We start from the raw sequence: 26,781 nt of genomic DNA, 5'->3' as shown, positions 1-26,781 counted from the left end.
CTGTCAAAACGAAATGATCTTATACAGTGGAAAGTATGACAGCCCAACGGGACGTCCAGGGAGCTATCCTCCATTCTGACCAAGGCTTCCAATATACAACAAAAGCATATCAAAAGCGACTTGAAACCGTTGGTTTGAAAGGCAGCCATTCCCGTAAGGGAAACTGCCTAGATAATGCCTGTATCGAATCGTTTTTCTCGCATCTCAAAACAGAGAATGCATATTTTTCGACGTGTCAAACCGAAGAAGAGCTTCACAAAAGCATTGAGGATTACATTCAATTCTATAATCACGAACGATTCCAGAAAAAATTAAACCAGTGTGCTCCGGTAGAATACCGTAACACACTGGTTGCTTAGGCTTTTTGTGGCTGTCTACTTGACAGGGATAAGACCGGTATCAGGAGCCTTTTCTCTTTCTTCTATAAATAATATTGCCGTTTTGAATCACGTACTTTGCGATCATACGCTCACTCACAATAAAAACGGGATAGGCGCATACGAGCGCAAACACGGCCATCGGCACGTGCTGTACGGCCGGCAGCATTGAGCCTGCCGCATTGCGAAGGAGCAGCAGCAGATAAATGAGCAGCACGATGACTGCTAATGACACCAGCATAATCGGTGCTGATACTTTATATTCATAAAGCCGTTCCCGGCAGTGTCCGCAGCGAAATTGACAAGGTACATTTGACGATCTGACCATGTCGCCTGTCAAAGGTTTGCCGCAGTTCGGGCATAGGGTTTCTTTCATAGGGTATTCCTCACTTTCCATTCCATATGTCTATTATACCAGAGTCCCTTCTGTTTCGTTTTGTTGCTGTTCAACACATTTTCACATTTTTTATCATCAGCTTACTTGTCTCTGTCTCCAAAATCCTCTACGCTTAAATAGATCTTAATGGAGGGGATGTATGAATGCTTCCGATTAATAGACAGCAACACATACTGAAGTGGCTGAAAGAAGAAGGCGCGCTCAGAATTTCTGATATCAGCGCACGGTTTGGCGTTTCGGAAATGACGGTATACAGAGATGTCAATCAGCTGGTTCAGTCAAATCAGGTCATTAAAACGGCCGGCGGCATCACGCTCCCAGCCCGGACACCTCAAGCAGATCATATGTGCAGCTACTGTCTGAAGCCGGTCAATCAGGCCCATTCGGTTCAGCTGATTACGGTAAACCAAGACATTGAACAGCTATGCTGCGCACATTGCGCGTTCTTGCGTTACGCAGATAAAACGGAAGAGGTTTCACACTTGATTTGCAGAGATTTTCTGTTACACACAACGGTCAGTGCCGGTTCGGCTTATTTCGTCGTCAACGCTGAATTAAACCTGCACTGCTGCCAGCCGCAGGCGATTCCGTTTGCGACACTCGACCATGCCGAACGGTTTCAAAAAGGATTCGGCGGAGCCGTCCGCACCTTCGACCAGGCGCTGGAGGACATGCTTCAAGACAGAAAAAAGCGCTGCACCTGCACCAAGACATAACACAACATATACAGCGGAAGGTGGTGTTTGAGTGATGAAGCAAAACAGATGGTGGATCATCCTTCTGCTTTTTCTTGTTTTCCTGCCGAAAACAAGCTTTGCTCACGCCTATATTGTCAAATCTTCACCTGGGGAAAACAGCGAATTAAAAAGCGCCCCAGCACAGGTGGAAATCGAATTTAATGAACCGGTTGAAGAAGGGTTTCATTACATTAAAGTTTATAATTCAAACGGCGATCGGGTGGATTTGGACAAGACTGAAATTAAAAAAGATAACAATCACATCATGACGGTGAAGCTGAAAAAGAATCTGCCGCATGATGTGTACAGGGCCGAATGGAACGCCGTGTCCGCAGACGGGCATCCTGTTTCCGGCGTCATTCCATTCAGCATCGGAAAAGCGGATGGCGGATTCAGCGGCCAAAAAGCAGCCGGTTCCGCGCTGAATCTGGGAACAGCCACGGACCGTGCCATTCTGTATACAGCCTTATCTCTGTTTATCGGGACGGTTTTCTTCCATCTCTTCTGGTATAAAGGGAACTCAGAACAGCTCACCAAACGGACAAGGCGCATCCTGATAGTCTCCATCACCGCACTGGGTCTGGCGCTTTTGCTTCAGCTTCCGATTCAGACAAAAGCAAACGCGGGCGGCGGCTGGGGCAGCGCCTTCCAGCCGGGCTACATCAGAGAAACACTGTTTGAGACTGCCGGCGGCACCATCTGGATCATACAGACCGTGCTGTATGTGCTGCTTGCACTGTCTGTAATCCCTGCGATACGAAAAAACCGCTTTTCGTCCTTCAGCTATTGGACAGCGCCGCTCATTTTCTATTTCGCTCTCCTGCTTGCCAAAGCATTTACCGGGCATGCAGCTGTCGTTGAAGAAAAAGCGGTCGGCATTTTGATGGATTTCCTTCATTTATCTTCCGCTACCATTTGGGTCGGCGGGGTAGCGGCACTCGTGTTGCTGCTCGCAAAAGAATGGAAGCAGCCTGATAAAACGTTCGCATGGGAAACGGTCAGACGGTTCTCCCCGTGGGCGCTTACTGCCGTCGGCGTCATTTTGTTTTCAGGCTTGCTTAATGGCTTTTTTATCATTCGTTCGATGGATTCACTGTTTCATACTGCGTACGGGCAAGCTCTTTTAGTGAAAAGCGGATTGTTTGTTTTGATGCTGGTCTTAGGCGCGGTTCATTTTCTGCTGACCAGAAAGCAGCGCCGCACAGGAATCAGCCGAACGCTGAAAGCGGAATGGGCAATCGGCATCGCCGTATTGATCACAGCGGCCGTGTTTACAAGTCTGCCAAGCCCGCCTGAGCCTGCGCCAACACCGTTCTACCAAACAAAAGCCATTGAAAACGGGCAAAGCGTGTCTCTCAGCATCAGCCCGAACCAGCCAGGCAAAAACGTATTTGAGCTGCGAATCACCGACCATAACGGCAACCCGGTGAAAAACATCCAGCAAATTACGCTAACCGTTTATAAAACAGGCCTGTCAGGAAGTGAAAACAAAAGCACGTTTCAATTAAAAGAGACATCAGAAGGCGTTTTCCAGGATGAAAACCTGTCCATTAATGAAAAGGGCAACTGGAAGGTCAAAGTCCACGGGCTGACCGGAGACTTTAACGAAATCAATATCATCTTTACAAAGACCAATTAAAGGAGTGTTTAAGTTGTTGAAAAAAATCGCATTCACACTATGTCCCGCTATTGTTGGCTCCCTCTTATTCTTTACGGCCCCAGCCAGCGCGCACGTTACTGTAAAGCCTGCTGAATCCGCTGCAGGCTCTTGGGAGACTTATATAATGAAGGTTCCTTCTGAGAAAAATCTGCCGACAACAAAGGTTGTCCTCAAGATGCCAAAGGATGTTGAATTCCAGCAATACGAGCCAATCCCGGGCTGGAAGGTATCCACTCAGAAACATGATGACAAATCAGTATCCGTGACGTGGGAAGCAACTGGCGGCGGCATTCAGGAAGGACAGTTCCAGCAGTTTACCTTTGTTGCCAAAAACCCTGGAAAAGCCGAGGAAGCCGCCTGGGACGCCTACCAATACTACAAAGACGGCAGCATAGTTGAGTGGACAGGTGACGAGGATGCGGATACACCTCATTCCATTACAAACATTACCGCTGCAAAGCAAGTGACAGATGAGCACGGCGCAACGAAAACGGAAGACGATTCCGACAACTCAGGCTCTTCTGCTCTAGACATCACAGCGATTGTGCTGTCTGCGGCTGCCATAATTTTATCTGTAGCGGCTCTTGTAAAGAAAAAGCGTGCATAATAAAAAAAGCGATCCAGATGTCATGTCTGGGTCGCTTTTTTATTTAACCGCGTCCTGCCTGGAAAGAAGGATATTTCGTCATTCCGCCGTCCGCAAACAATGTGATGCCTGTAACGTAGCTGGATTCCTTCGAAGCAAGCCATGCTGCCACTGCGGCAATTTCCTCCGGTTCACCGATATAGCCCATCGGAATCATGCTTTCTACATCTGCTTTCTGTTTAGGGTCAGCAAATTTTTCAGCATTGATTGGCGTATTGATCGCACCTGGCCCGATATTGTTCACGCGAATGCCCTTCGGCGCGTATTCCAAAGCCAATGTTTCTGACATCAGCTTAATTCCGCCTTTACTTGCCGCGTAGTGGACAAATAGCGGCCATGGAATTCTTTCATGCACGCTGGACATGTTGATGACATTTCCCTTGATATCATTTTCTACGAAATATTTAATCGCTTCACGGCTTCCTAAAAAGGCACCCGTTAAGTTCGTGCTGATGACTTTATCCCAATCCTTGAGCGGCATTTCGTGAGATGGCACAGGATTCTCAAGTCCGGCATTATTAATCATGATATCGAGTGTGCCGAATTCTTTAATGGCAGTTTGCACGATATTTTGTACATCTTCCTCTTTCGTGACATCACCTTGGACGACAACGGCTTCACCGCCCGCCTTAATGACCTCTTCTTTTACCTCGTTCGGGTCCTGTTTATTACTATAATAGTTGATGACCACTTTTGCCTGCTCCTTGCCGAAGCGAATGGCCATGGCTTTCCCGAGACCTGATGCAGCTCCTGTAATAGCGACGACTTTTCCTTTTAAATCCGGATACATATACATCCTCCTCAATTGTTATGAATTTGTTTTGGCAATCCCTAAAAATACAGCGGCAGCAATAATTAAGATGATCCCGATCGCGATAGCAATCAGCTGGCGTTTCGTTTTCTTTTCACGCAGGATGAATATGCCGCCGAGCGTAGAAATGACAATTCCCATTTGAGATAGGGAAAAGCTTGTTGCAACGCCAACTCGCGGCTGAGAAATAAACAAAAACATATTTCCGCCTGCCCAGATTAAACCTGGGAGAATATTTCGGATCGCATACTTGTTAAAGGGTTTGTGTCTATAGGTTAAAACCAACCCTCCAACCACCATGCCAATCGCCTGCGGCAGCAGTGCCGACCAGCCGGACACATTGAACAACCTAGCCACGACGACATAAACCAAATAACCAAGAGTCGAGACAAGGAGAATCAAAATGCCCTTTTTCAAGTTGCTTGGCTCGCCTTCTTTTTTATCCTTCTTATCTTCCAAAGATGTGAGAATAATTCCCACAATGATAAAGATCAGAGCGAGAATGCCAAGCGTAATCGCAATCGGTGTTGACCATTCGCGGAACACGATCACACCGAACAGCGAGGTGGAAACGAGCTGCATTCCTGTGGAAATCGGCATTGTTTTAGATACACCCATCAATTCAATGCTTTTCAGCTGGTTGGCTTGCCCAAGTGACCAAAATAAGCCGGATACGATTCCAACAATAAAAATGCGCAGTGACAGAACGGGCTGAACAAAAAAGTAAATCACGATCGAAACAATGAGCGCCCCGATCGTCGTTCCCAGGGTCTGGCTGTACGGCCCGCCGCCTAATTTCACATTGAAGAGAACAATGCTCCCCCAAAACAAAGCCGGGAGAAGAGCCAATAATAAATCCATTGTTGGGGAACCTTCTTTCAAAATGTATTTGCTGTTATTTTGGCTGGAATTGTTGTGATTATTCGCCGGAACACAAAAAGAGCTGCCGGAAGATCCGGCAGCTCTCAGGAGCTTGCATTCTTTTACAAACCAATGGACATATATTTTGTTTCAAGGTACGGCTCAATGCCTTCTGAACCGCCTTCACGGCCGATGCCGCTTTCTTTCATTCCGCCAAATGGCGCTTGAACCGCTGACGGTCCGCCGTCATTCCAGCCGATAATGCCATACTCAAGATTCTCGGAAATATAGATGCCGCGGCGGTAGTTTTCTGTGAAGAAGTAAGCAGCCAAACCGTACGGTGTATCGTTGGCAAGCTGAATCGCTTCATCAATATCAGAAAACGTGACGATCGGCGCAACCGGGCCGAATGTTTCCTCGTGCATGATATTCATGGACGTATCAACATCGGTGAGCACTGTCGGATTCACAAAGTAGCACCCTTTGTCATCGTTTCGGTCATATGTGCCCCCAGCAATCACTTTCGCGCCTTTTTCAACCGCATCATCAATTTGGCTGACGATTTTTTCGAAGCCTCTTTTGTTGATGATCGGGCCGACATTGACGCCTTCTTCAAGTCCATTTCCGACTTTCAGCTTAGACACTTGCTCGCTCAGTTTCGCAGCAAATTCATCTTTGATGGATTCATGAACGATCAGGCGGTTGGCACATACGCAGGTTTGACCCGCGTTGCGGTATTTGGACACCATCGCTTGTTCAACGGCAAGATCAATATTTGCATCCTCATCCACGATCAGCGGTGCATGTCCGCCGAGCTCCATGGAGATGTGTTTCACGGTGTCCGCGCTGTTTTTCATGAGGATTTTTCCTACTGGTGTTGATCCTGTAAACGTGATTTTGCGGATTTTCGGACTGCTTGTGAACACATTTCCGATTTCTTCTCCATCACCGATGACAACCTGAAGAACATCCTTCGGAATGCCCGCTTCATATGCGAGGCGCGCAAGCTCATAGGCAGACAGCGGTGTGTCCGGTGCCGGCTTGATGATAAATGTACAGCCGGCAGCAAGAGCAGGCGCCGCTTTCCGCGTTATCATCGCATTCGGGAAATTCCAAGGCGTGATGGCAGCAACAGGGCCGACCGGCTGGCGTGTGACAACAATTCGTTTACCGGTTGTCGGAGCAGGCACCGTTCTTCCGTACACGCGCTTCGCTTCCTCTGCGAACCATTCGATATAGCCTGCGCCGTAAAGCACTTCGCCGACTGCTTCCTGGTACGGTTTTCCGTTTTCCTTTGTAATTAAATCTGCAAGTTCTTCTTTATGTTCTACAATCAGCTCATACCATTTTTTCAAAAGAGACGCTCTTTCGTTCGCTGATGTTTTAGACCACGTTTTAAACGCTTGATGTGAACGTTCAATGGCTTCTTCTACTTCTTTGGCTGATTGCTGAGGAATCGTTTTGATCTCCTCGCCCGTAGCCGGGTTGTAGACCGTTAATTGATCTGGCATATTGAACATTCCTTTCTTGTCGTGATTACTTAAAATGATAGCAGACCCAGCCGTTTTCTTTCCAATAATTAAGCTTGCAGGCCCGCCTCTAAGATGCTGAGCCCTTCATTCAAAAGCTCATCTGAAATAACCAGCGGTGTCAGAAAGCGGATGATATTGCCGTTGATCCCGGCTGTCAGCAGCAGTAATCCGTTTTGATTCGCGTACGCTGCGATGGCTGCCGCTCTCGCTTTATCAGGCTCACGCGTGTCTGGATCCTTGACGATTTCGATTGCCGCCATTGCCCCGAGTCTGCGGATGTCACCGATGAACGGGTATTCTGTTTTCCATTCAAACGCTTTTTCTTCAATAATCTTGCCGATTTCCTCAGAACGTTTATTCAGGCCTTCTTCTTCAATAATGCCCAAAACAGCCAACGCCGCCGCGCACCCAAGCGGACTTCCCGCATACGTGCCGCCCAGCTCTCCGGGCGCCGCTGCATCAAGCATTTCCGCGCGGCCGATCACACCGCTTAATGGCAGGCCTGCCGCAAGCGATTTAGAAACCGTAATCAGATCAGGCACTACATCAAAGTGCTCAATCGCGAAATAAGTGCCTGTTCTGGCAAAGCCTGTTTGAATTTCATCTGCGACAAACACAATGCCATGTTCTTTGCAGAATCTGGCGACATGCTGTACAAACCGCTTCGAAGGAATGATAAACCCGCCTTCTCCCTGCACTGGCTCCATCACAACACACGCTACCGTTTCAGGCGCGACTGTAGCGATAAAGAAATCATTGAACGCTTGGATGACCATGTCGTCATAGCTTTCATCACTCATGCCCGCCGGCTTTTGATAATAATAAGGGAACGGCGCTTGATAAACCTCTGACGCAAAAGGCCCGAAGCCGAATTTATAAGGTTTTACCTTGCTCGTCATGCTCATCGTCATATTCGTGCGCCCGTGAAATCCGCGCGTAAACGAGACAACCCCTTGGCGCTTCGTATACTTTCTGGCGATTTTCACAGCGTTTTCGACCGCTTCCGCCCCTGAGTTCAGGAAGATCGCTTTTTTCTCGTGGCTGCCTGGAGCAATGCCGCACAGTTTTTCGGCTAATTCAATATAAGACGGGTACATCATGACATTGAAGCCCGGGTGAATCAACTCCTCTGCCTGCCGCTTCACTGCTTCTACCACCTTCGGATGCGAGTGTCCGACGTTTAACGTTCCAATGGCGCCTGCAAAATCAATAAATCTCCGGCCGTCCAGATCGTACAGCTCAGCCCCTTCTCCTTTAACCGCCAGACTGCGGTTGCCGTTGCTCACACCTTTTGACACAAATTGATCCCGTTTTTGCTGCCACTGGGCAGTTGTGACGCTTGCTGTTGTTTGACTCATGTAAATGTCCCCCTGTCGTTATTTTCTTATCATTCTGATTTCTTTTTGGTATGATGAAAAGTACCAATTATAACTTTTTGATGGTATCAGAAGGAGAAGCTGCATATGGACATCACAATCACACTCGACCGCTCAGAACAAGCCGATTACATCTATCAGCAAATTTATCAAAAGCTGAAAAAAGAAATTCTCAGCCGCAATTTGCTGCCCCACTCGAAGGTTCCTTCCAAGCGGGAGCTGGCTGAAAAGCTGAAGGTCAGTGTAAACTCAGTGAATTCAGCCTATCAGCAGCTATTGGCCGAGGGATATTTGTACGCCATTGAGCGAAAGGGGTTTTTCGTGGAGAAGCTGGACATGTTTTCTGCCGAGGAGCACCCCCCGTTTACACTGCCGGATGACCTGAAAGAGGCCCACATGGATCAGAGCGATTGGATTTCGTTTTCACACATGAGTGCCGATACAGACCATTTTCCGATCAAAAGCTGGTTTCGCTGCGAGCAAAAAGCGGCCTCTCGCTCATACCGTACGCTCGGTGATATGTCGCATCCGCAAGGGATATATGAAGTGAGAGCGGCCATCAGCAGGCTCATTTCCCTGACGCGGGGCGTAAAATGCCGGCCGGAACAAATCGTCATAGGGGCAGGCACACAGGTGCTCATGCAGCTATTGGCTGAGCTTTTGCCTAAAGAAGCAGTGTATGCGATGGAGGAGCCCGGTTACAGGCGTATGTACCAGCTATTAAAACACGCCGGAAAAGAGGTGAAGACGATCATGCTGGATGAAAAAGGCATGTCAATTGCTGAAATCAGCAAGCAGCAGCTTGATGTGCTGGTGACGACCCCGTCGCATCAATTTCCGACCGGAACAATTATGCCTGTATCCAGAAGAATTCAGCTGCTGAACTGGGCGGCCGAGGAGCCGTGCCGCTATATTATTGAAGACGATTATGACAGTGAATTCACATATGATGTAGACAGCATTCCGGCGCTTCAAAGCCTCGACCGTTTTCAAAATGTCATCTATATGGGAACCTTTTCAAAGTCCCTTCTCCCCGGCTTGCGGATCAGCTATATGGTGCTGCCGCCTGAGCTACTGCGTACATACAAACAGCGGGGCTATGATTTGCAGACATGCTCGTCTCTTACACAGCTCACCCTGCAGGAATTTATCGAGTCCGGAGAATACCAGAAGCATATAAAAAAAATGAAGCAGCATTATAAAGAAAAGAGAGAACGCCTGATCACCGCTTTAGAAACAAAGTTCAGCGGAGAGGTTACCGTAAAAGGGGCAAATGCGGGACTGCATTTTGTAACCGAATTTGCAACCAGCCGTACCGAACAAGACATCCTGGCAGACGCTGCCGGCCAGCAGCTTGAAATCTTTGGAATGAGCCGATTTGACTTGGAGGAAAACAAGCGGCATTCGGGCAGGCCCGCTCTCATCATCGGCTTTGCACGGCTGAAGGAAGAAGACATTCAGGAGGGTGTCCAGAGGCTTTTCAAAGCGGTTTACGGCCATAAAAAAATCCCCGGTAAAGGGGATTGATTCACCAGCGGTCCTGGTCCACATTCAGCACAGCTTCAAGCAGGCCCGGAAATGCCTTTTCAAGGTCTTCAGCCCGAAGCGAATAATATCGGCGCTTTCCTTCTATGCGAACTTGAGCGATGCCTGATTCTCTTAACACTTTAAAATGATGCGACAAGGTCGATTTGGCAACCTGTACATCCGCACATGTGCTGCACGTTTTTTCTTTCGCTTCAGCCAATTGCTTGACGAGCTCTAAACGAAGCGGATCACTCAGTGCGTGAAGGACCTTTGTCAGCTGCAACGTTTCTGTTTCTGGATGGTTTGGAATGTTCATGACACAAATGTATCACACAACTATTAGAATGACAATTTTACTATTTAAGGGTTTTTTCTTTACCTCATTTTGATTACATGTTACAGTTAGTTCGATTAAATTCGAACAATAAATTCAGCATAACGATGGAGGAGATTGAGATGATCGTATTACAGGCTTATATCAAAGTAAAACCAGAAAAACGCGAGGAATTTTTGAACGAGGCGCAATCGCTTGTTCAGCATTCAAGAGCTGAGGAAGGCAACGCGCAATACGACCTGTTTGAAAAAGTAGGAGAAGAAAATACATTTGTGATGCTTGAACAATGGAAAGATGAAGCAGCGATGAAATTCCACAATGAAACTGCGCATTTCCAAGGATTTGTCGCAAAAGGAAAAGAACTGCTGAGCGCTCCTCTTGATGTTGTCCGCACAGAGCTTAGCGAATAAGGAAAGGGTGTCCCATATGAATGAAGTCATCAAATCATTAACAGACCACCGCTCGATTCGCAGCTATACAGACGAGCCTGTAGCCCAGGAACAATTGGACCAAATCATTCAAGCAGTGCAATCAGCGCCATCTTCTATCAACGGGCAGCAAGTGACTGTGATCACAGTGCAGGATAAAGAGCGCAAAAAGAAAATCTCCGAGCTTGCAGGCGGGCAGCCTTGGATTGACCAGGCTCCTGTTTTCCTGCTGTTCTGCGCAGACTTCAACCGGGCCAAAATCGCGCTTGAGGATCTGAATGATTTCAAAATGGAAATCACAAATGGCTTAGAATCTGTCCTTGTCGGCGCAGTAGACGCTGGCATCGCCCTCGGCACAGCCACTGCAGCGGCTGAGTCACTCGGACTTGGCACAGTTCCGATCGGCGCGGTTCGCGGAAACCCTCAAGAGCTGATCGAACTTCTTGAGCTTCCGAAATACGTGTTTCCTTTATCCGGCCTTGTTATTGGCCATCCTGCCGACCGTTCAGCGAAAAAACCGCGCCTTCCGCAGGAAGCAGTCAATCATCAGGAAACATATTTGAATCAAGATGAGCTGACGTCTCACATTCAGGCATATGATGAGCAGATGTCTGAATACATGAATAAACGGACAAACGGAAAAGAAACGAGAAACTGGTCACAGAGCATCGCTTCCTACTATGAGCGCCTGTACTATCCGCATATCCGTGAAATGCTTGAGAAACAAGGATTTAAAGTTGAAAAATAAGTATCACCCGGCCTGTCGGATTTTCCGGCAGGCCTTTCAATTGTCCGGTTAAAATCCATTGACTTCTATTTAGTTTATTTGGTAAAATTTTTTCATTGTTACTCATTGGTTTTCTGTGAACCAATGGGTTTTCTAATGTTCAAGAAAGAAGGAAGCCATGAGATGCTTGATAAAAAAACAGATATCTTGCTAGCTGCGCGAAAGCTTTTTTCGGAAAAGGATTTTACGTCTGTTTCCATGCAGGCGATCGCAGAAGAATGCAAGATGTCAAAAGCTTCGATATATAAGCTGTTTCAATCTAAGGAAGATCTGCTTTTGGAGCTGCTGTCATTTAACCAGAAACAAATGGTGGCCGCGGCCTCAAGACTGCAGGAAAATACTTCACTGACACCGGAGGAGCGTTTGACGCAAAAGGTCAAAATGGAGCTGGAAGGCTTCAGGCGGAATCAGCAGTTTTTCAATATGCTGACCTACGGAAATCCCAAGCTGCATAATGACCGGGTCAAACAGCATATTTATCAGACCAGATCAACGATTATCTGCTGGCACCGCGATTCGCTGATCCAGGCGTATGGAGAAGCCATTCTCCCGTTTGTGTGGGATTTGGTGATCATTCTTCACGGCATGATGCGTGAGTTTTTAATGCTGATCAAAATAGAGGAAAAACCGCTTGAGCTTGACCCGATCGCGGAGTTTATCATCAGCACCCTCAATCAGATTGTCAAAAACAAGGAAACCCGGCAGTCTCTTCTTCCGCATGAAGCCATCGAGCTTTATATTCATTCAGCATCCTCCTGCAAGCCAAAGGATAAATCAGCCCTATTGTCGGAAAGCCTGAAGGAATTACATAAAAGCATTTCTTCCCTGCCAGCCGCGGACTATGACGTAGATGAACTGGCATCCGCAGCCGCCATGCTGGAGGAAGAAGCGAAGAAGGAAGAACCCCGCACTTTTTTACTCAAATCACTGATTGGCTATCTGGAACAAACCGGTGTTTTAACACAGCCCGTTTCGATGTTAAAAACACTGTTAATTACTTAGAGAAAAGAAGGGATATGTATTGGACACAAGTATTGAACAAAAACCTTTTAACCGTTCTGTCATTGTCGGCATTTTGTTAGCAGGGGCGTTTGTCGCGATTTTGAATCAGACGCTGTTAATTACCGCACTTCCCCATATCATGAGGGATTTCAATGTCGATGCCAACCAAGCGCAATGGCTGACCACTTCGTTTATGTTAACCAATGGGATTTTAATTCCGATTACCGCCTTTTTAATTGAGAAATTCACGAGCCGGGCGCTGCTCATTACAGCGATGAGTATTTTCACTGCCGGAACAGTCGTCGGAGCGTTCGCGCCGAACTTCCCGGTTCTGCTGGCAGCCCGCATTATTCAAGCGGCCGGAGCCGGGATTATGATGCCGCTCATGCAAACCGTATTCCTGACGATCTTTCCGATTGAAAAGCGCGGCCAGGCCATGGGTATGGTCGGATTGGTCATCTCGTTCGCGCCTGCGATCGGACCGACTCTTTCCGGATGGGCAGTCGAAGCTTTCTCTTGGAGATCACTGTTTTATATCATTCTTCCGTTTGCTGTGATTGATTTAATTCTTGCCAGCATTCTGATGAAGAACGTGACGACTTTAAGAAAAACAAAGATTGATATTCTATCAGTCATCCTTTCAACTTTTGGATTCGGCGGCCTTCTGTACGGCTTCTCAAGCGTCGGCTCTTACGGCTGGACCAGTTCAACCGTCTTGATATCATTGCTGGTGGGTATCATCGCACTGCTCTTGTTTATTACAAGACAAATGAAGCTTGAAAAACCGATGCTCGAATTCCGTGTCTTTACGTTTGGCGTGTTCAGCTTAACAACACTGCTTGGAACGCTTGTCTTTGCATTATTAATCGGTACGGAAACCATCCTGCCGCTTTATACACAAAACGTCAGAGACGTCACAGCTTTTGATACAGGGCTTATGCTTCTTCCGGGAGCCGTCGTGATGGGCTTCATGTCACCGATTATCGGCAGAATCTTTGACCGTGTCGGCGGAAGAGGGCTGGCGATTGCCGGTTTCTGCATCATCTTCCTGACATCGCTGCCATTTATGCAGCTGACCGAACATACATCACTTGCTTGGATTGTAGTGTTGTATACCGTTCGTCTCTTAGGCACCGCCATGATCATGATGCCGGTGACGACAGCCGGAATCAATGCGCTGCCGCGCCATCTGATTCCGCACGGAACAGCGATGAACAACACGATTCGCCAAGTCGGCGGCTCGATCGGAACCGCACTATTGGTATCCGTGATGAGCAACCAGGCGGCTCACGCAGGCACGACAAATGTGAAGCACGCCGCCCTGCACGGCATGAACGCCGCTTTTATCGTGGCAGCCTGCATTGCACTTGCCGGCTTCCTTCTCTCATTCACATTAAAGAAACCTCAGCGGCCTGCCGAACAGCAGCCGGCACGCTGATCCATAAAAAAGAGCCCCGCTATTAAGCGGAGGCTCTTTTTGGTTTTACTTCTCTAAACCGTCTTTTACTTCTTTAATCATTTGCGTCATCGACTCAAGTCCGCCTCCTGATAAGTACCAAGTAGCAGAATCAAGGTAAACGACATGATCATTTTTCACTGCGTTTACGTTTTTGACATAATCATTTTCAACAACTTGTTTTGTAGATGATGTTTCTCCGATTGCTGTACCGCGGTCAATAACAAACAAGTAATCAGGGTTTGTTTTTGAGATGTACTCATAAGAAACACTTTGTCCGTGAGTAGATGCTTTGATGTTTTTATCAGCCGGAGTCACGCCGAATACGTCGTGGATCAGGCCGTATCTTGATTTAGAACCAAAGGCGCTGATTTTGCCGTCGTTCGCCATAATCACAAGACCGTTTTTGTTCAGCTTTTCAGCTTTTTTCTTAAGATCTTCAATTGAGTTATCAATTGTTGCAAGTTCGTCTTTTACTTCATCTTCTTTATCAAAGATTTTTCCGATTGTTTGTGCATCTGATTTAAATGATTCCATGTATTTCGCTGTGTCTACGCCAAGGTAAATCGTCGGCGCAATTCCAGAGAATTCTTTGTAAGACTCAGATTGTCTGCCTGAGATAATGATCAAGTCAGGGTCTAACTCCGCTACTTTTTCAAAGTCTGGCTCTTTTAAGCTTCCGACATCAGCATATTTGTCATCTTTGAATTTGGACAGATATTTAGGAAGGGCTTGTTTCGGCAGGCCCGCTACTTTATCATCAAGACCAAGTTTATCTAACGTATCTAAGCTGCCAAAATCAAATACAACGACTTTTTTGGGATTCTTTGGCACTTTTGTGCCGTTTTTATCTAATTGGTGTTTCACTGTGATTTGTTCATCTTTAGAATCAGAACCTTTGCTGCTGCTTGTACTTTGGTTTCCGCATGCAGAAATGACAACAGCCGTCACCAAAGCGATGAATAATAATGCAAACTTTTTCATGCTTTTCACCTCTTCTATATTTTAAGAAAAATAAACACCTATTCTTTGATTATCAATCGTCTGAATCGGGATTGTCATATCATAGATTTCCTCAAGCACAGAGGTTTCTATAATCTCCTCAGGCGGGCCCTCTTTTACGATTCGGCCGTTTTTCAAAGCCACGATATGATCGGAGTAGACGGATGCGAAATTGATATCATGAATGACGATCACGATTGTTTTTCCAAGCTCCTCTACCAGCCGTTTCAGCAGTTTCATAATTTCAACTGAATGTTTCATATCCAGGTTGTTCAGCGGCTCATCCAGAAAGATATAATCGGTGTCCTGGGCAATGACCATGGCGATAAATGCCCTCTGGCACTGTCCGCCACTCAGCTGATCCAGATATTTGTCCTGAATGTCTTCCAGCTTCATATAGCCGATCGCCTGGTTGATATGAACCCAGTCTTCCTCTGTCAGCCGGCCCTGTGAGTACGGAAATCTGCCGAAACTGACGAGGTCTTTGATGGTGAGCCTGATATTGATTTGATTCGCCTGCTTCAAAATGCTCATTTTTTTGGCAAGCTCTTTGCTGTCGCAGGAGCCAATCTCTTGCCCGTCTATAAAAATCTCGCCGGAATCCTTTTTGATCAGGCGGCTCATAATAGACAGCAGCGTGCTTTTGCCGGCGCCGTTAGGACCGATAAACGAGGTAATCTTGCCTTTTTGTATGGTGACTGACGTCTCTTCAAGGACAACTTTCCCGCCGTATTGTTTGCTTACATTTTTGACCTCTACCATGATTTATTCTCCTTTAACAGCAAGTAGATAAAATAAATCCCGCCGGCAAAATTAATAATGACGCTCAGCGTCGTTGAGAAGGTAAACACTCTCTCAACCACAAACTGCCCTCCGACAAGCGCAATGATACTGATGAAGACGGAGCCTGCGATTAAGTATGAATGCTTATATGTCTTCAGGAATTCTCTCGCCAGGTTGACGACTAGAAGGCCTAAGAACATAATCGGCCCGACTAGCGCGGTTGAAACAGAAACAAGGATCGCAACCACGACCAGCATCTGCTTCACCACTTTGTCGTAGTCAATGCCCAAATTCACGGCGTGCTCTCGCCCGAGCGACAGCACGTCAAAAAACTTTGTAAAACGCCAGACATAAATGCCTGTCAGCAGGAAAATGATGAACGCGAGCCATAACAAATCCGTATTGACGTTGTTAAAGCTGGCAAACATCTTGTCCTGCACCACTTGGAACTCATTCGGATCAATCAGCATCTGCATAAAGGAAGACAGGCTGCTGAACAGCGTGCCAAACACGATTCCGACGAGCAGAAGGAAAAAGATATTTCTCCCCTCTCCCTTGAACATGATCTGATACAGAACAAGGGAAAACAGAATCATCAGCAGAACAGAGATGATAAAGTTGATGTTTTTATTCATGATGACAATATTTGCAGACCCGAACAAAAAGATAATGCCGGTCTGAATCAGCATGTAGAGAGAATCAAGGCCCAAGATGCTCGGCGTCAGGATGCGGTTGTTCGTAATCGTTTGAAAGATCATGGTCGAAAACGCAATCGCTCCCCCTGTCAGCACAATGGCAGCGACCTTTTTGATTCGTCTCGGCAGGGTGTAATCCCAATTGCCTAAGTCGTAAAACAGAAACAAGCCAATGCATATCAAGGCTAAACCAACGAGCAACGCAATTTTCATCTGGTTACGCATACGCTTTTCTCCTTAACAGCATAAACAGGAAAATGCCGCTGCCGATGATTCCGACCATCAGGCCAATCGAGATTTCATAAGGGAAGATAATGACTCTGCCCAAAATATCGCAAAACAGCACAAAAACCGCTCCCAACAGCGCAGTATGCGGAAGGCTGCTCTTCAGATTGTCTCCTCTGTAAATCGATACAATATTCGGGATGATTAAACCGAGAAACGGCAGCATACCGACAGTCAAAATGACAAGAGACGTGATCAGGGACACGATAATGAGCCCGATGTTCACTACCCGCTTGTACTTCAGGCCGAGGTTGACAGAAAAGCTTTCTCCCATACCGGCCAATGTGAATTTATCCGCATATATATAGGCAATGATGACGAGCGGAATACTCAGATAAAGAAGCTCGTATCTTCCTTGCACGACTAAAGAGAAGTCTCCCTGAAGCCATGATGACACATTCTGGATCAAGTCATATTTATATGCGATAAATGTCGCGATTGAACTGACGATATTCCCGAGCATTAAACCGACGAGCGGAATAAAGATGGTGTCGTTAAACTTGATTCTTTCAAGGATTTTCATAAACAGAAAATTTCCTGCCAGAGCAAAGACAAACGCAACCAGCATTTTGATTAAAGGGCTGGCGGATGTAAACAGCAGCAAGGAAATTAAAATGCCGAGCCGGGCCCAATCCATCGTGCCCGCCGTTGTCGGTGACACAAATTTGTTTCTGCTGATCTGCTGCATAATCAAACCGCAGATGCTCATGCTTAAGCCCGCGATGATAATGCTGATCAATCGCGGCAAACGGCTTGCAAACAGCGTTGATGCCTCTTGTTTGCTCAAATCATAGAGATCAAGCGGCGTCAGATCTTCTACGCCGATAAATACAGATGTGACTGCTAATATGATAAGTAGAATGAATAAGTAACGTAGCTTCATGCTGCCTCCTTACATCCTTACAGCAAAAAGAACGTATCTCCTACTCCGCAAGGACTCAAAACAATATGGCCATATAGTAATTGATTATCATTATCATTTACATATTACCATTTTTCTAGAGTTAGTCAATATTCTTTAAAAATATTAACCTAGTCATTTATCAATTTTACTAATAATTCTAACCATTTTCCATCCCAAATCGTAGATTGCTTACCATATTTATCATTATGGCGCATTTATACGGTTAGCATACCTGACAATATTCCTCGTGGAAAATACAAATGTTCGTTCCAGAAAGAAATTCCCCCTTGATTTACAGAACTGAAAGAGAGATAATAAATACTAAATTTGTGTGAAAATTTTAAACATTAGGAGATGTAAACATGAAGGTCGTTAAATTCGGAGGCAGCTCACTCGCTTCAGGCGCCCAGCTTGAAAAAGTGTTTCACATCGTAACCTCAGACCCGGCACGGAAAGCTGTAGTCGTTTCGGCTCCCGGAAAACGCTACGCTGAGGATACGAAAGTGACTGATCTCTTAATCGCATGTGCAGAACAATATTTGGCAGCAGGGAGTGCCCCTGAACTGGCGGAAGCTGTAGTGGAACGGTATGCCCTCATCGCAAATGAGCTTCAGCTGGAGTATGGCATTATCGACAAAATCCGGGATGATCTGTTTACGCTTTTAGAAGGAGAGAAAAGCAATCCCGAGCAGTATCTTGACGCAGTCAAAGCCAGCGGTGAGGATAACAACGCCAAACTGATCGCCGCTTATTTCCGCCATAAAGGCGTCAGAGCGGAATATGTGAACCCGAAGGATGCCGGCCTTTTTGTGACAGATGAACCCGGCAACGCGCAAGTTCTCCCTGAATCCTATCAAAACCTTTATCGCCTTCGGGAACGCGACGGCCTCATCATTTTTCCCGGCTTTTTCGGATTCAGCAAGGAAGGCGATGTGATCACATTCTCACGGAGCGGCTCTGATATTACCGGATCCATTCTTGCTAACGGACTTCATGCTGATTTGTACGAAAACTTTACAGACGTGGATGCTGTGTACTCTGTCAATCCATCCTTCGTTGAGCATCCAAAGGAAATCAGCGAGCTGACATACAGAGAGATGCGGGAGCTGTCCTACGCGGGCTTTTCAGTGTTTCATGATGAAGCGCTCATCCCGGCATTCAGAGCGGGGATTCCCGTCCAAATCAAAAATACGAACAACCCGTCAGCACAAGGCACTCGCGTCGTCAGCAAACGGGATAACACAAACGGGCCTGTCGTCGGCATTGCCAGTGATACCGGCTTTTGCAGCATTTATATCAGCAAGTATTTAATGAACAGAGAAATCGGATTTGGCCGCAGAGCCCTTCAAATTCTGGAGGAGCACGGTTTGACATATGAGCATGTTCCATCGGGGATCGATGACATGACCATCATCTTGCGGCAGGGGCAAATGGATGCAGCCACTGAGCGCAGCGTCATCAAACGGATCAAAGAGGATCTGCACGCCGACGAGGTGATTGTCGAGCACCACCTTGCACTGATCATGGTTGTTGGAGAAGCGATGCGCCACAATGTCGGCACAACGGCAAGAGCAGCCAAAGCTTTATCAGAGGCGAAGGTGAATATCGAAATGATTAACCAAGGGTCTTCTGAAGTGAGCATGATGTTCGGGGTGAAGGAAGCCGAAGAAAGAAAAGCCGTTCAAGCGTTGTACCAAGAATTTTTCGCGGCCGTGCTGATCTCTTAGTCATACATAAAATAGCGGGCGGCAGTGCCCGCTATTTTTTATAGCCGAATTGTTCATTTTTTTTCTTGTCCACTATTATCCCTGACAAGCTGATGCCTTCTGCATATCTTATAGTATCCTTCATAGGGAGGTGAAACCTTATGTCAGGATACTCTAACGGCGGCGGTTACGGCATCAATTCTTTCGCTTTAATCGTTGTATTGTTTATTCTTTTAATTATCGTAGGGGCTGCGTTTTTTGGAAGCTACTAAGCTGCTGACTGTCTCTGCGGGCACCGCAAGACTATGTCTTGCGGTGTTTTTTGAAAAGGAAAACCCCTTCTCAATGAGAAGGGGCTGGTTCTTACGTCATTCCTCTTTCCGTCACATGAAAGTCGAGTGCTTCCGCGTTAGCAGAAACGCCAGCTGCTGTAAAAATCGCAGCTGCGGCCAAACAAATAACAAACAACTTAGATTTCAATTTCATACAAACCTTCACTCCTTTGTATTTGTTTTCTTGCCTCTTCAACTTGTAGAAAGTAGGAAGCAGACAGCTTAAACCATTTTTGTTCATAGTAGTATTTTGCTACTTCTAGGGCTAAATCCTCTATATCAGCGTACATATTTTTATTTTTTAAGTATTGGAAACATCGTTCGATTCCTTCGACATTGGGCTGATCCTGATATAGGAATTTCAAAAACTCGAATTTTACGGCGTAGTCTGCATCGTCTGTTTCTTTAGCATATTCATAGCCCCGCTTGTGATATTCCGAAGCTTTCTCATGTTTTCCCCGCTTATAATAAATCAGGGTGATTAAAAAATAGGCCTGCGGCAGCGAATTGATGATCCTGCTGCTTTCAAACGTGGAAACCGCTTTTTCGAAGTAGTCAATGGCAGGGTCGAGAAGTTCTTGATTGTAATAACATAATCCGAGATTGTAATACGCTCTTCCGACAAGCTGGGCTTTTTGTTCTGCTTCGGCCATTTCGAGCGCCAATTTGAAATGGCGGGCGGCTTGTTCGAAATTCCTTTCATCCATCAGATTGACCCCGAACACGAAATGGCATTGAATGATTCTCACATTATAGGTTTCCTGCTCCACGTATATTTCATAGGCGTTTTTTATATTGATCAGCGAAAAGTACGTTTGCTTCATATAATAATAGGCTTCCGCGATTTTAAAATAGAATTCAGCCCGTTCAATATGGTCTGCGACAAAGGAAAGTTTTTTCTCCGCCTGTTTATAATATGTAATGGCAGAAATAAATTCCCGCTTATCAAACTCATACATCCCGCGGAAAAAATTCACATAATAGTCGAGCAGCCCTTTGAGATCTGCCTGGTTGCTGTCGATGTTTCTTGATAATTCAGACAGGCTTGGCTGGTCCTCGATATTTAATTTCTCTAACGGCTCGAGATAATCAAGCATTAGCTGGTGGCGGAATTCCATTAGTGAATAATAAAGCAGCAAGTTGGAATCGTGCTGCATGTGTTTCAGTTCCTGCTGGATTTCAGCTTTTAGCACTTCGGCATCCGGCACACTGAAGGTCCGGATATATTTGTACCACTCGTTAATTTTTTGACCGACCGCTGAAGAAGGAATTACCCCGCTCTTCATTCCTTCACCCTCTCCCATCAAAAACTGTTTATGTCATATTTTATCATGTTTGCAGTCCGTCCCGACCCGAAAAACACGCAATCTTTATTTCGGGAGCACGCAATAAACCGAAGCGATGTGCAAAAAGGCGGCTGCATTTGACGATGCCGCCGCCCTATATGTTATGGCTGTTTTGCTGTTAAAGGAAGGCGGATGATGAATGTTGTGCCTTTTCCTTCTTCACTCTTGATTTCTACTGTCCCCTTGTGCATTTCAACGAGCTGCTTGACGATGGAGAGGCCGAGACCATATTCACCGTAGGCCGTGTTCGTTCTAGAAATATCGGCTTTGTAGAACCGCTCCCAAATATGCTCAATATCCTCTTTTGAAATTCCGATTCCCGTGTCTTCAATTTCGATAATCGTCTCTTTATAGCCCTCTATACCGCGCAGCCAAATGATGCCGTTTTGCGTAAATTGGATGCTGTTCTTCGTAATGTTGACGAGAATTTGAATGAGACGGTCGTAATCGGCATGAACCATGACGTGATCCTCTACCTGGATGATCAGCTTGTTTTGTTTTTCTTCCGCCTGCTGCTGTAAGTGCTCTTTCAAAATTTCAAACACCTCGATCAGCGGAACATCAAGCTTGTTCAAGGTGATTTGCTGAGATCTGATTTTTTCATAATCCAGATTTTCTTTTACGAGCCGCAGCATGCGCTTCGTTTCCTCACTAATGAGCGAGAAGCATTTATCCTTCTTATCCTCAGGAATCGTATGGCTGTTCAGCCCTTCAACCAAGCCGTTGATCGTTGTCAGCGGTGTTTTTAATTCGTGTGACACGTCAGCGATAAACTGCCTTCTCCGCTTCTCAAGGCGATCGATTTCATCCCTTGATTGCTTTAATTTTTTCGCCATGATATTAAAATCGGACGCAAGCACACCGATTTCGTCTCCGTAGCTGTTTTCCAAGTGGATATCATAATCGCCAGAAGCCACTTTATCCGTCGCTTCTCTCAGCTTTTGGATCCGTTTGACATGGAATTTCGATAGCAGCCAGCTGACGAGAATGGTAATGACGAGCGTGCTGATCACAGCGTAAAACATATAGAGGTTGACCTGATTGACCATCTGTTCAACACCGCTGATCGGAGAAATCAGCAGAACGGCGCCTTTAAATTCGTTCTGAACAAATATAGGCTGCGCGACAAGGGACACTTCATCATCAAAACGGCCATCTGCCCTGATCATGACAGTCTGCCCTTTTTTCAGCTTATTCCATTCTGATTTCTTCAGCTGTTCCCTCGGTTGGTGATGAAAGCCTTCAGGAAGGAAATAAGGCTGCTGCTCTTCATTAAAGATGATAAACTGCGTTTTTCTTGTGCTTAAAATGTCCTGATAAGGGTAGAGCCTGCGCATGTCAACCTGGCCCGCTTGGAATTCGTTTGCGATCTGCACCGCATATGACGTCAATTCCTCTACCTTGTTTTGATAGGCAAATTCCTTCACAAAGTGGGAAAACAGAGAAATGATAATGACAAACGCTAAAATCAATATGCTGATATGACTAAGCAGCAGCTGATATAAATATTTAATCTTCATCAAATTTATACCCTACTCCCCACACCGTATATAGGAAAGGCTTGTCTTCACTTGCAAGCTTTTTCCGCAGCCGTTTAATATGAACGTCAACCGTTCGCTCATCTCCGTAGAATTGATAGCCCCATACCTGCTCTAGCAGCTGTTCTCTGGAGAACACCTGCCGCGGATTTTGGACAAGGTAATAGAGCAGATCAAATTCCTTCGGCGTGAGGTTTTCTACAGGCTGACCGTTTAAAAACACCTCTCTCGTCTTCTTATTAATGGTAAAGCATTCCGATTCGATCATATCTTCATCAATAACTGCCTTGCCTGTCGCCTGGTATCTTCTGATGACGGCTTTGATGCGGGCAACCAATGTCAGCGGACTGAACGGCTTCGTGACATAATCGTCCGCTCCCATCTCAAAACCGATGACCTGATCTGATTCCGTGTCTTTGGCTGTCAGCATGATAATCGGCACTGTGCTTGTCTCTCTGATTTTTCTGCAGATGGTCACACCGTCCATGGATGGAAGCATAATATCCAAAATGATCAGGTCCCAATTTTCTTCCGTAAAACGCTGGTATCCCTCAAGCCCGTCATGAACGAATTCTGCTTCAAAACCTTCCTTAAAAAAGAACATCTCCGTCATCGTACATACACTAACATTATCTTCTATCATTAATATTTTCATTGTTTCCTCCGGTTGTATTGATGCTTTTCTATATAATAGCACCATTTTATACAGAAGAATTTGTGTTTCACAATTGTTAGTTTTTATTTCATCAACTTGAAATAGATTGTTCATATTTTTTTCATACCTTTGGACTACTATTAATTTATCAACAAGCGGGCCCGCCCCACAGGCGGTCTTCACAATAAAAATACCCACACGGAGGAACATAAATGAACTTTATCAAACGGGCCTTTTGGAATATGAAGGCTAAAAAGGGAAAAACATTATTGCAATTATTTGTGTTTACTGTCATATGTGTCTTTGTTCTGTCGGGCCTTACCATCCAGTCGGCAGCACAAAAATCAAGCGAACTGGCCAGACAGGAGCTTGGCGGAAGCGTGACGCTCCAGGTTGACCGCCAGAAGCAAATGGAAAAACAGCAAGACAGCGGAGAAAAACGCAGCTTTGAATCAACACCGATCAAAGTGTCTGATGCAAATAAGCTTGCAGCACTTGATCATGTGAAGAGCTACAACTACATTACTTCAGCTTCAGCTAACGCAGGAAACTTTGATGCCATTGAAAGCTCTAGTTCCAGTGATTCCAGTTCAAGCTCAAATACTAAAAACGGACAAGGCGGACCGCAAAGGATTCAGGCCGATCTTTCTATTGAAGGTGTCACCAGCACAGCGTTAGTTGATGAATTCTCTGACGGGGATTCAAAAATCACTGACGGACGCGCGATTACAAAATCAGATGTCGGCAAAAACGTAACAGTGATGAATGAAACATTAGCGGAAGAAAATGATGTAGGCGTCGGCGATTCGATCACGATTGAATCAGCAACGGATGAAGATAAAACGCTGAAGCTGAAGGTTGTCGGTATTTATAAAACTACGTCGTCAGGCGATGACCAAGCCCAGAATTTCTCTTTCTTAAATCCTTACAATAAACTTTACACACCTTACACAGCGACAGCAGCACTGAAAAGTGACGACTACAAAAATACGATTGACTCAGCTGTTTACTATATGGATGATGCCAAAAATATTGATGCTTTCGTAAAAGCAGCCAAGAAAACATCGATTGATTTTGATACATTCACATTGAATACAAACGATCAGCTTTATCAGCAAATGGTCGGCCCGATTGAAAATGTAGCTTCTTTTTCTAAAAACGTCGTGTATCTTGTGTCAGTGGCAGGCGCTGTCATTCTCGGTCTGATTGTCATGATGTCAATCAGAGAACGCAAATATGAGATGGGCGTATTAATGGCGATCGGCGAAAAACGCTGGAAATTGATCGGACAGTTCTTAACTGAAATTCTGATCGTGGCCATTATTGCAATTGGCATCGCTTCATTGACAGGAAATCTAGTCGCGAACCAGCTCGGAAATCAGCTGTTGTCCCAGCAGATCAGTTCGTCATCTGATTCAACGCAAACCGCAAGCGGGCAAAGCGGACAAATGCCTGGCGGCGGTGGCGGCATGGGCGGCGGAATGTTCGGCCACAACTCAGCAAACGTGGATGTCATTGATTCGCTGAACGTCGCGGTTTCTATGAACGACATGCTTGTTCTTGGGGGAATCGGCATCATCATCGCAATCATCGCAACATTGCTGCCGTCTATTTCAGTACTGCGGCTCCATCCAAAAACGATATTGACAAAACAGGAATAGAAAGAGGCGAAAATTTATGAGCTTATTAGAATTTCAACAAGTCGGGTACTGGTATAAAGACAAAAGCCAGCCATTGTTTCAGGATATCAACATCAGCTTTCAAAAAGGAAAGTTCTATACAATCGTCGGCACATCGGGGACAGGGAAAACCACTTTCCTGTCTCTGGCAGGCGGACTTGACGCACCAAAAGAAGGAACGATTCTTTATGATGGAAAAGCTGTTTCCAAAATCGGCTTAACAAATTTCAGAAATCAATATGTATCAATTGTTTTTCAGGCGTACAACTTGCTTCCGTATATGACGGCTCTGCAGAACGTGACAACCGCCATGGAAATCACTGGTTCTAAAGAAAAGAACAAAGAAGCGTATGCGCTGGAAATGCTGCAGAAGATCGGAATCAGCGAAAAACAAGCCCGGCAAAAAGTGCTGACACTGAGCGGCGGACAGCAGCAGCGTGTTTCCATTACAAGAGCATTTTGCTGTGACACGGATTTAATCGCAGCCGATGAACCGACCGGAAACCTTGATGAGGATACATCAAAAGAAATCGTGCGGCTCTTTCAAGATCTGGCGCACAAGGAGAATAAATGCGTCATCATGGTGACGCACGATGAGCAAATTGCAAAAGTTTCGGACATCAACATCAGACTTTCAAGAGGAAGCTTTGCTGTAAAGGAAAACGTCGCAGCTGTATAAAAAAGCGCGCCTCTGTTAGTGCAGACAGGGGCGCAACCTATATCCCCCCTTTTATATAGAAGTGAACATAAAAAGAGCGGCGGCTGCATCCCCCCGCTCTTTTTATTGTTTTTTTCTTCCCGCTCCCTTTGATTTCTCCCTTCGCTTCTTTTTCCAAACGGCTAGAATAAACAGAAAGAGCGGAAACAAGACCTGAAAAGGCAAATGAATATATAGCGGCACCACTTTCAGGCCTTCGTTCAAATGCTCTGAAAAGTTAGTCGCAATCGTAATAGATAGGATTAAGATGCCCAATCCCATTGGATAAGCCAATTGTGAAGGATTTTTTTCCTTAAAGAGCGTGGACGTGCCCACCACCACTGCGTATAAGTAAAGGCTGACCTTAAAAAAGCCGCCGATGATCAGCGCCAGCATAAAAAAGACATCGAGCCGGTCTAGAAATTCTTCCACCTTGATCGTCTGGATCGTACTTAAAAGCGGAAACTGGGATCTAAATGTAAGATCAACATCAAGCACGCTAATATTCATCGCCACGGTAAGCGCAACAACCAATCCGCTGATGGCTATGGCGGCCATTCCTATTTTCTTCACATCTTTTCGATCATTAAGATTAGGGAAGATCATGACAAATAAAACAACTTCACCAAACGGAACATACATGGTCTGCGTGAAAACTGAGTGAATGACAGGAAAAATGCCGTCTGCTAAAATTGGCTTTAAATTCTGCGGCTCCATAGAACCCGAGACAATAATCAGCACGAGACCGAGGGCGCCCAGTATATACATGGCTCCGAAAAGAAGTTCAGCCGACCGCGCAAGCACTTCAATTCCTTTTCTGACGGCATATATGCTGACAATCATTAATAAAGCATTCACAATCAGAATCGGCGTATCATGATAAGCAAACGTCAGCAGCATTTCCCCGAAGTCCCGCAGCACCCGTGCGGCAATATAGGCAAAGTACAGGATATACAGAAATGAAAACAGCCAGCTCAGCTTGGTTCCCAGCATATCATCCATATATTCTTTCGGTGAAGATTCGGGGTAACATTGATAAATGCCTTGATACAAATAGTAAAGAAACAAACCGACAGCACAGCCTAATAGAACTGCAATCCAAGCATCTCTGCCCGCCATTGAACCCGGTGTAATCAATAAAGAGCTGCCCAGCTCAAAAATGATAAGCATGACAAACAGCTGCCGTATGCTGATTTTGGCTTTTTCCACCTGGCATGCCCCCTTTCTC

The 26,781-nt window shown here is 45.8% G+C and carries 28 protein-coding genes; 13 read left to right on the top strand and 15 right to left on the bottom strand.

Annotated features, from left to right (window positions below; translation table 11 throughout):
• The first annotated feature begins 35 nt into the window (after positions 1-35).
• Positions 36-359 (top strand): transposase, encoded by a 324-nt coding sequence (locus MOB98_RS18385; protein ID WP_419901043.1) that lies wholly within the window; start codon positions 36-38, stop codon positions 357-359.
• A gap of 40 nt (positions 360-399) precedes the next feature.
• On the opposite strand, the gene MOB98_RS18380 is transcribed toward MOB98_RS18385, so the two are convergent.
• Positions 400-753, bottom strand: coding sequence for a hypothetical protein (locus MOB98_RS18380; protein ID WP_268360885.1), 354 nt, complete (start codon positions 751-753; stop codon positions 400-402).
• 164 nt (positions 754-917) lie between these two features.
• Between MOB98_RS18380 and ycnK the strand changes: the two genes are divergently transcribed.
• Genes ycnK through MOB98_RS18365 form a run of 3 tightly spaced genes read left to right on the top strand, consistent with a single transcriptional unit; the run spans position 918 to position 3,778 of the window.
• Positions 918-1,490: a copper uptake transcriptional regulator YcnK gene (ycnK, locus tag MOB98_RS18375; protein WP_088111542.1), complete on the top strand. Its 573-nt coding sequence runs from the start codon at positions 918-920 to the stop codon at positions 1,488-1,490.
• A 34-nt stretch (positions 1,491-1,524) separates the two neighbouring features.
• Complete coding sequence (locus MOB98_RS18370; protein ID WP_268360884.1) at positions 1,525-3,150, top strand: copper resistance CopC/CopD family protein; 1,626 nt, start codon at positions 1,525-1,527, stop codon at positions 3,148-3,150.
• A gap of 13 nt (positions 3,151-3,163) precedes the next feature.
• The gene (locus MOB98_RS18365; RefSeq protein ID WP_268360883.1) at positions 3,164-3,778 is read left to right on the top strand and encodes a DUF1775 domain-containing protein; all 615 of its coding nucleotides are present in this window, start codon (positions 3,164-3,166) and stop codon (positions 3,776-3,778) included.
• Positions 3,779-3,821: 43 nt separating this feature from the next.
• Here MOB98_RS18365 and gdh read toward each other — a convergent pair whose 3' ends face one another.
• The 4 genes from gdh to gabT form a co-directional block, all read right to left on the bottom strand.
• Positions 3,822-4,607 (bottom strand): glucose 1-dehydrogenase, encoded by a 786-nt coding sequence (gene gdh, locus MOB98_RS18360; protein WP_268360881.1) that lies wholly within the window; start codon positions 4,605-4,607, stop codon positions 3,822-3,824.
• 18 nt (positions 4,608-4,625) lie between these two features.
• Positions 4,626-5,489: a glucose uptake protein GlcU gene (gene glcU, locus MOB98_RS18355; protein ID WP_268360879.1), complete on the bottom strand. Its 864-nt coding sequence runs from the start codon at positions 5,487-5,489 to the stop codon at positions 4,626-4,628.
• 122 nt (positions 5,490-5,611) lie between these two features.
• Positions 5,612-7,000, bottom strand: a complete 1,389-nt coding sequence (gene gabD, locus MOB98_RS18350) for a succinate-semialdehyde dehydrogenase (RefSeq protein WP_268360878.1) — start codon at positions 6,998-7,000, stop codon at positions 5,612-5,614.
• A 68-nt stretch (positions 7,001-7,068) separates the two neighbouring features.
• A complete protein-coding gene (gene gabT, locus MOB98_RS18345; RefSeq protein ID WP_268360877.1) occupies positions 7,069-8,379 on the bottom strand; it encodes a 4-aminobutyrate--2-oxoglutarate transaminase in 1,311 nt (436 codons plus the stop codon).
• A 105-nt stretch (positions 8,380-8,484) separates the two neighbouring features.
• Here gabT and MOB98_RS18340 point away from each other — a divergent pair, with 105 nt between their 5' ends.
• Positions 8,485-9,924 carry a PLP-dependent aminotransferase family protein gene (locus tag MOB98_RS18340; protein ID WP_268360876.1) on the top strand — a complete coding sequence of 480 codons (1,440 nt, stop codon included), beginning with the start codon at positions 8,485-8,487 and terminating at the stop codon, positions 9,922-9,924.
• 1 nt (position 9,925) lies between these two features.
• Here the strand turns inward: MOB98_RS18340 and MOB98_RS18335 are convergent, their stop codons facing one another.
• Positions 9,926-10,240, bottom strand: a complete 315-nt coding sequence (locus MOB98_RS18335; RefSeq protein ID WP_003234476.1) for an ArsR/SmtB family transcription factor — start codon at positions 10,238-10,240, stop codon at positions 9,926-9,928.
• A gap of 140 nt (positions 10,241-10,380) precedes the next feature.
• On the opposite strand from MOB98_RS18335, the gene MOB98_RS18330 reads away from it, so the two are divergent.
• From MOB98_RS18330 to MOB98_RS18315, 4 genes are all read left to right on the top strand, one after another.
• Complete coding sequence (locus tag MOB98_RS18330) at positions 10,381-10,668, top strand: putative quinol monooxygenase (RefSeq protein ID WP_019713321.1); 288 nt, start codon at positions 10,381-10,383, stop codon at positions 10,666-10,668.
• A gap of 16 nt (positions 10,669-10,684) precedes the next feature.
• Complete coding sequence (gene nfsA, locus MOB98_RS18325; protein WP_268360874.1) at positions 10,685-11,434, top strand: oxygen-insensitive NADPH nitroreductase; 750 nt, start codon at positions 10,685-10,687, stop codon at positions 11,432-11,434.
• 162 nt (positions 11,435-11,596) lie between these two features.
• On the top strand, positions 11,597-12,475 hold the full coding sequence (locus tag MOB98_RS18320; RefSeq protein WP_268360873.1) for a TetR/AcrR family transcriptional regulator: 879 nt from the start codon (positions 11,597-11,599) through the stop codon (positions 12,473-12,475).
• A gap of 19 nt (positions 12,476-12,494) precedes the next feature.
• On the top strand, positions 12,495-13,913 hold the full coding sequence (locus MOB98_RS18315; protein WP_268360872.1) for an MDR family MFS transporter: 1,419 nt from the start codon (positions 12,495-12,497) through the stop codon (positions 13,911-13,913).
• Between the two features lie 45 nt (positions 13,914-13,958).
• Here the strand turns inward: MOB98_RS18315 and MOB98_RS18310 are convergent, their stop codons facing one another.
• Genes MOB98_RS18310 through yclN form a run of 4 tightly spaced genes read right to left on the bottom strand, consistent with a single transcriptional unit; the run spans position 13,959 to position 17,579 of the window.
• Complete coding sequence (locus MOB98_RS18310; RefSeq protein ID WP_268360870.1) at positions 13,959-14,915, bottom strand: siderophore ABC transporter substrate-binding protein; 957 nt, start codon at positions 14,913-14,915, stop codon at positions 13,959-13,961.
• Positions 14,916-14,936: 21 nt separating this feature from the next.
• Complete coding sequence (yclP, locus tag MOB98_RS18305) at positions 14,937-15,695, bottom strand: petrobactin ABC transporter ATP-binding protein YclP (protein ID WP_268360869.1); 759 nt, start codon at positions 15,693-15,695, stop codon at positions 14,937-14,939.
• Positions 15,689-16,636, bottom strand: a complete 948-nt coding sequence (gene yclO / locus MOB98_RS18300) for a petrobactin ABC transporter permease YclO (protein ID WP_268360867.1) — start codon at positions 16,634-16,636, stop codon at positions 15,689-15,691. The genes yclP and yclO overlap by 7 nt, the downstream gene beginning before the upstream one ends.
• Positions 16,629-17,579, bottom strand: a complete 951-nt coding sequence (gene yclN, locus MOB98_RS18295; protein ID WP_268360866.1) for a petrobactin ABC transporter permease YclN — start codon at positions 17,577-17,579, stop codon at positions 16,629-16,631. Before yclN ends, yclO begins: the two co-directional genes overlap by 8 nt.
• A 383-nt stretch (positions 17,580-17,962) precedes the next feature.
• On the opposite strand from yclN, the gene MOB98_RS18290 reads away from it, so the two are divergent.
• Together MOB98_RS18290 and MOB98_RS18285 are read left to right on the top strand one after the other, a co-directional pair.
• Positions 17,963-19,327: an aspartate kinase gene (locus MOB98_RS18290; protein ID WP_268360865.1), complete on the top strand. Its 1,365-nt coding sequence runs from the start codon at positions 17,963-17,965 to the stop codon at positions 19,325-19,327.
• A 140-nt stretch (positions 19,328-19,467) separates the two neighbouring features.
• Positions 19,468-19,578, top strand: a complete 111-nt coding sequence (locus MOB98_RS18285; protein WP_268360864.1) for a YjcZ family sporulation protein — start codon at positions 19,468-19,470, stop codon at positions 19,576-19,578.
• Between the two features lie 91 nt (positions 19,579-19,669).
• On the opposite strand, the gene phrC is transcribed toward MOB98_RS18285, so the two are convergent.
• The 4 genes from phrC to yclJ all read right to left on the bottom strand — a co-directional run bounded on the left by phrC (position 19,670) and on the right by yclJ (position 23,177).
• A complete protein-coding gene (phrC, locus tag MOB98_RS18280; protein ID WP_003224994.1) occupies positions 19,670-19,792 on the bottom strand; it encodes a phosphatase RapC inhibitor PhrC in 123 nt (40 codons plus the stop codon).
• Positions 19,776-20,924, bottom strand: coding sequence for a response regulator aspartate phosphatase RapC (rapC, locus tag MOB98_RS18275; RefSeq protein ID WP_268360862.1), 1,149 nt, complete (start codon positions 20,922-20,924; stop codon positions 19,776-19,778). Before rapC ends, phrC begins: the two co-directional genes overlap by 17 nt.
• 161 nt (positions 20,925-21,085) lie before the next feature.
• A complete protein-coding gene (yclK, locus tag MOB98_RS18270; RefSeq protein WP_268360861.1) occupies positions 21,086-22,507 on the bottom strand; it encodes a two-component system sensor histidine kinase YclK in 1,422 nt (473 codons plus the stop codon).
• On the bottom strand, positions 22,494-23,177 hold the full coding sequence (gene yclJ, locus MOB98_RS18265) for a two-component system response regulator YclJ (protein WP_268360860.1): 684 nt from the start codon (positions 23,175-23,177) through the stop codon (positions 22,494-22,496). The genes yclK and yclJ overlap by 14 nt, the downstream gene beginning before the upstream one ends.
• 212 nt (positions 23,178-23,389) lie before the next feature.
• Here yclJ and MOB98_RS18260 point away from each other — a divergent pair, with 212 nt between their 5' ends.
• Complete coding sequence (locus MOB98_RS18260; protein WP_268360859.1) at positions 23,390-24,838, top strand: ABC transporter permease; 1,449 nt, start codon at positions 23,390-23,392, stop codon at positions 24,836-24,838.
• A 16-nt stretch (positions 24,839-24,854) separates the two neighbouring features.
• A complete protein-coding gene (locus tag MOB98_RS18255) occupies positions 24,855-25,535 on the top strand; it encodes an ABC transporter ATP-binding protein (RefSeq protein ID WP_268360857.1) in 681 nt (226 codons plus the stop codon).
• Positions 25,536-25,637: 102 nt separating this feature from the next.
• Here the strand turns inward: MOB98_RS18255 and MOB98_RS18250 are convergent, their stop codons facing one another.
• Entirely contained in the window at positions 25,638-26,762 is a 1,125-nt protein-coding gene (locus MOB98_RS18250; protein ID WP_268360856.1) for a GerAB/ArcD/ProY family transporter, read from the bottom strand.
• Positions 26,763-26,781: the final 19 nt, after the last annotated feature.

The organism is Bacillus sp. N13C7, from assembly GCF_026790065.1.
GTDB lineage: Bacteria > Bacillota > Bacilli > Bacillales > Bacillaceae > Bacillus.
This window is presented reverse-complemented; position numbering and strand designations above follow the sequence as displayed.

Coding starts and splice junctions, on each gene's coding strand:
- MOB98_RS18385 (WP_419901043.1), top strand. CDS start 36: ATGACAGCCCAACGGGACGTCCAGGGAGCTATCCTCCATTCTGACCAA.
- MOB98_RS18380 (WP_268360885.1), bottom strand. CDS start 753: ATGAAAGAAACCCTATGCCCGAACTGCGGCAAACCTTTGACAGGCGAC.
- ycnK (WP_088111542.1), top strand. CDS start 918: ATGCTTCCGATTAATAGACAGCAACACATACTGAAGTGGCTGAAAGAA.
- MOB98_RS18370 (WP_268360884.1), top strand. CDS start 1,525: ATGAAGCAAAACAGATGGTGGATCATCCTTCTGCTTTTTCTTGTTTTC.
- gdh (WP_268360881.1), bottom strand. CDS start 4,607: ATGTATCCGGATTTAAAAGGAAAAGTCGTCGCTATTACAGGAGCTGCA.
- glcU (WP_268360879.1), bottom strand. CDS start 5,489: ATGGATTTATTATTGGCTCTTCTCCCGGCTTTGTTTTGGGGGAGCATT.
- gabD (WP_268360878.1), bottom strand. CDS start 7,000: ATGCCAGATCAATTAACGGTCTACAACCCGGCTACGGGCGAGGAGATC.
- gabT (WP_268360877.1), bottom strand. CDS start 8,379: ATGAGTCAAACAACAGCAAGCGTCACAACTGCCCAGTGGCAGCAAAAA.
- MOB98_RS18340 (WP_268360876.1), top strand. CDS start 8,485: ATGGACATCACAATCACACTCGACCGCTCAGAACAAGCCGATTACATC.
- MOB98_RS18335 (WP_003234476.1), bottom strand. CDS start 10,240: ATGAACATTCCAAACCATCCAGAAACAGAAACGTTGCAGCTGACAAAG.
- MOB98_RS18330 (WP_019713321.1), top strand. CDS start 10,381: ATGATCGTATTACAGGCTTATATCAAAGTAAAACCAGAAAAACGCGAG.
- nfsA (WP_268360874.1), top strand. CDS start 10,685: ATGAATGAAGTCATCAAATCATTAACAGACCACCGCTCGATTCGCAGC.
- MOB98_RS18320 (WP_268360873.1), top strand. CDS start 11,597: ATGCTTGATAAAAAAACAGATATCTTGCTAGCTGCGCGAAAGCTTTTT.
- MOB98_RS18310 (WP_268360870.1), bottom strand. CDS start 14,915: ATGAAAAAGTTTGCATTATTATTCATCGCTTTGGTGACGGCTGTTGTC.
- yclP (WP_268360869.1), bottom strand. CDS start 15,695: ATGGTAGAGGTCAAAAATGTAAGCAAACAATACGGCGGGAAAGTTGTC.
- yclO (WP_268360867.1), bottom strand. CDS start 16,636: ATGCGTAACCAGATGAAAATTGCGTTGCTCGTTGGTTTAGCCTTGATA.
- yclN (WP_268360866.1), bottom strand. CDS start 17,579: ATGAAGCTACGTTACTTATTCATTCTACTTATCATATTAGCAGTCACA.
- MOB98_RS18290 (WP_268360865.1), top strand. CDS start 17,963: ATGAAGGTCGTTAAATTCGGAGGCAGCTCACTCGCTTCAGGCGCCCAG.
- MOB98_RS18285 (WP_268360864.1), top strand. CDS start 19,468: ATGTCAGGATACTCTAACGGCGGCGGTTACGGCATCAATTCTTTCGCT.
- phrC (WP_003224994.1), bottom strand. CDS start 19,792: ATGAAATTGAAATCTAAGTTGTTTGTTATTTGTTTGGCCGCAGCTGCG.
- rapC (WP_268360862.1), bottom strand. CDS start 20,924: ATGAAGAGCGGGGTAATTCCTTCTTCAGCGGTCGGTCAAAAAATTAAC.
- yclJ (WP_268360860.1), bottom strand. CDS start 23,177: ATGAAAATATTAATGATAGAAGATAATGTTAGTGTATGTACGATGACG.
- MOB98_RS18260 (WP_268360859.1), top strand. CDS start 23,390: ATGAACTTTATCAAACGGGCCTTTTGGAATATGAAGGCTAAAAAGGGA.
- MOB98_RS18255 (WP_268360857.1), top strand. CDS start 24,855: ATGAGCTTATTAGAATTTCAACAAGTCGGGTACTGGTATAAAGACAAA.